Raw genomic sequence first — 2131 nt, 5'->3', positions numbered from 1 at the left:
ATCCCCTTTTCCTGTTTTGGTTCCCCAGTATATTTCAGCCGGCTATACACTTGACCGGGTTGAATTTCAGCCCATGATAAAACCCGTAGCCAAGATTAGCCTAATTTACAATGGCCCAAACGTAGATCACATTGTGATTATGGAGACGAATGTTCCGGACGGATATGTGCAGGGATACGGATATGATATTGAAGACACTGTCACAGAGGATATCAAGGTGGGCAAAAACAGCGGCCAATTGATTTTATTCAAAAATGATAGGATTCAAATGACGTGGATAAATAACAGTGTATTATTTACCCTGAATGGTAAGATATCAAAAGAAGAGGCTATAAAAATAGCCGAGTCAATGAAATAAAACGGGGCACAACGGGTGCCCCATTTTATTATTCTATATCTACATAATAAGAGTCGGAATATGACTTTGCGGGTTCGGTGGTCCCATCATGGGTCAGGCTGTGCTCCGCTCTTACTCTGTAATAATACCCCTTTAGTACCTCCAAACCTTTCAGCCCTTCAGCTTCGGATGCGTTATACTCTTCAAAGGGCCAACCTCCCAGATCAACCCAACTGCTGCCGTTCCAGCGCTGCAGGTATAGCTTAACCATGATATAGTCCACATTTTGATAAGCGCGGGTGTAACCGGTTAGATTAATTTTCCCGCCTCCGCTGGGAATAAGATTGCAATTCCAATCTTGCAGGTACTGCAAAGACTCAATTCCGATTTCCTTATACGCTTTACTTTGCTCCGGCGGCGGCGCCTTCAAATCAGGCTGCCCGGCATAAACAGTGCTGGTTGCCGTAAGAAAAACAACCATCATTACCAACGACAAAACACCTTTTCGAAACCCCTTCATTCCACATTTCCTCCTTTCAGAATTAAGCATTAACATAAGACGTTTCAGAATGGGATCAGGTTCAAAATTTACTAAAAATCTTGGAAAATTTTTTAGATTTTTTTGAACCTAAAGCCATTTTCATTCGTCTTATTGTGATTGGGTTTTAGGAAGGGGTAGCAATAAATTTTGGGAGGTGGAAATGAAAGTGTAGCAGTGTTTAAAAAGATTTAGGTTCTAAAAAATAAGGCAATTCAATTCTTATTCAAAGGAGGAGAAAGCATGAAGAGAAAAATCGTATGCGCATTATGCACATTACTTTTGATTGCAATAATCACAGTAACACCGGTCATGGCAGCTCAGACAGAAAGTAAACCAGCAAAGGCCCCTGAAGTTATGTATTTGACTCCTGAAAAAAATCCTGCTGATCCCCAACAAATTGAAGAAATCAGGGAAGACGTTAAAAATGGAAATGTAATGACTGCTAAGCTAAAAACTGATGCTCAAATTGAAGGTGTAGATTTTACTACAGTTAAAACATTCTATTTTGACGATGTTCGGGAACTGAAGTCACAGACTTTTAGCATTAGCGAGAATGATGTAAGCATTGAAGCACGTGCGTGGGATAATGATGGCAACGAATCTGGTTACTATACCATTACATTGTATAGAGATAAAGCGTTTGATGAGAAAATAGGTACTGCAATTTACAGGTATTCCCCTGAAAAACGCACATACTATAATATTTGGTTTGATGTTGGTCCGGGGAATTATTACTTCGTTATCCAGTGCTCTGACAACTATTTAGATGGAGACGGAAAAGTTTTGCAGAGATTATAATTAAAACACTAGTCGGCCCTTCTCGGGCCGACTAGTACCCCTTCAGTCAACCTTGATCTTTTTTTGTTCACGTAAGATGGACTCAAATCTTGTTGACAGGTATTAGCATTAGTATATAAGCTAAATAGGATAATCATTAAAAAACAGGCCAATATATAGCAGATTGTTGAGTTAACGAGGAGAGATGTTCATGATTAATTTATTTAAAGAAAGAAAGTATTTGACATTCGTTTTTTTGTTTATAGTTGCGATCGTTTCTATTGGGGGTTGTCAAACAGCCTCTTCTCCTAACCGACCTCAAGCAGTAACTACGAATTCTAATCAACCTGAAACTGTACTAACAAACTTTTTAGATTCTGTAATAGAGATGGACGTAAAGAAAGCTGCTAGTTTTGCTGTCGATCGTAGATTCTCCGATAAAGCAGAACAATTAAAATTTTATGAGGAGTCATTAC

4 protein-coding genes are annotated in these 2131 nt (G+C 39.0%); 3 read left to right on the top strand and 1 reads right to left on the bottom strand.

All coding sequences use genetic code 11. The features are described 5' to 3' along the window. On the top strand, positions 1-358 hold a 358-nt coding region (locus BM299_RS18710), incomplete at its 5' end, for a DUF4367 domain-containing protein (RefSeq protein WP_131820693.1). 28 nt (positions 359-386) lie between these two features. Here the strand turns inward: BM299_RS18710 and BM299_RS18705 are convergent. Beyond that, entirely contained in the window at positions 387-857 is a 471-nt protein-coding gene (locus BM299_RS18705) for a DUF6147 family protein (RefSeq protein WP_092488049.1), read from the bottom strand. Positions 858-1118: 261 nt separating this feature from the next. On the opposite strand from BM299_RS18705, the gene BM299_RS18700 reads away from it, so the two are divergent. Together BM299_RS18700 and BM299_RS18695 are read left to right on the top strand one after the other, a co-directional pair. Further along, positions 1119-1676, top strand: a complete 558-nt coding sequence (locus BM299_RS18700) for a hypothetical protein (RefSeq protein WP_092488047.1) — start codon at positions 1119-1121, stop codon at positions 1674-1676. Positions 1677-1866: 190 nt separating this feature from the next. Further along, positions 1867-2131 (top strand): hypothetical protein (locus BM299_RS18695; RefSeq protein ID WP_207545248.1); only part of this gene is annotated, 265 nt, incomplete at its 3' end.

The sequence above is a fragment of the Desulfoscipio geothermicus DSM 3669 genome, assembly GCF_900115975.1.
Classification (GTDB): domain Bacteria; phylum Bacillota; class Desulfotomaculia; order Desulfotomaculales; family Desulfallaceae; genus Desulfoscipio; species Desulfoscipio geothermicus.
The sequence above is the reverse complement of the archived record's forward strand: the minus strand, read 5'-3'. Positions and strand labels throughout refer to the sequence as shown.

Bases quoted from the DNA above. Each gene is read 5' to 3' on its own strand.
- BM299_RS18700 (WP_092488047.1), top strand. From the start codon at position 1,119: ATGAAGAGAAAAATCGTATGCGCATTATGCACATTACTTTTGATTGCA.
- BM299_RS18705 (WP_092488049.1), bottom strand. From the start codon at position 857: ATGAAGGGGTTTCGAAAAGGTGTTTTGTCGTTGGTAATGATGGTTGTT.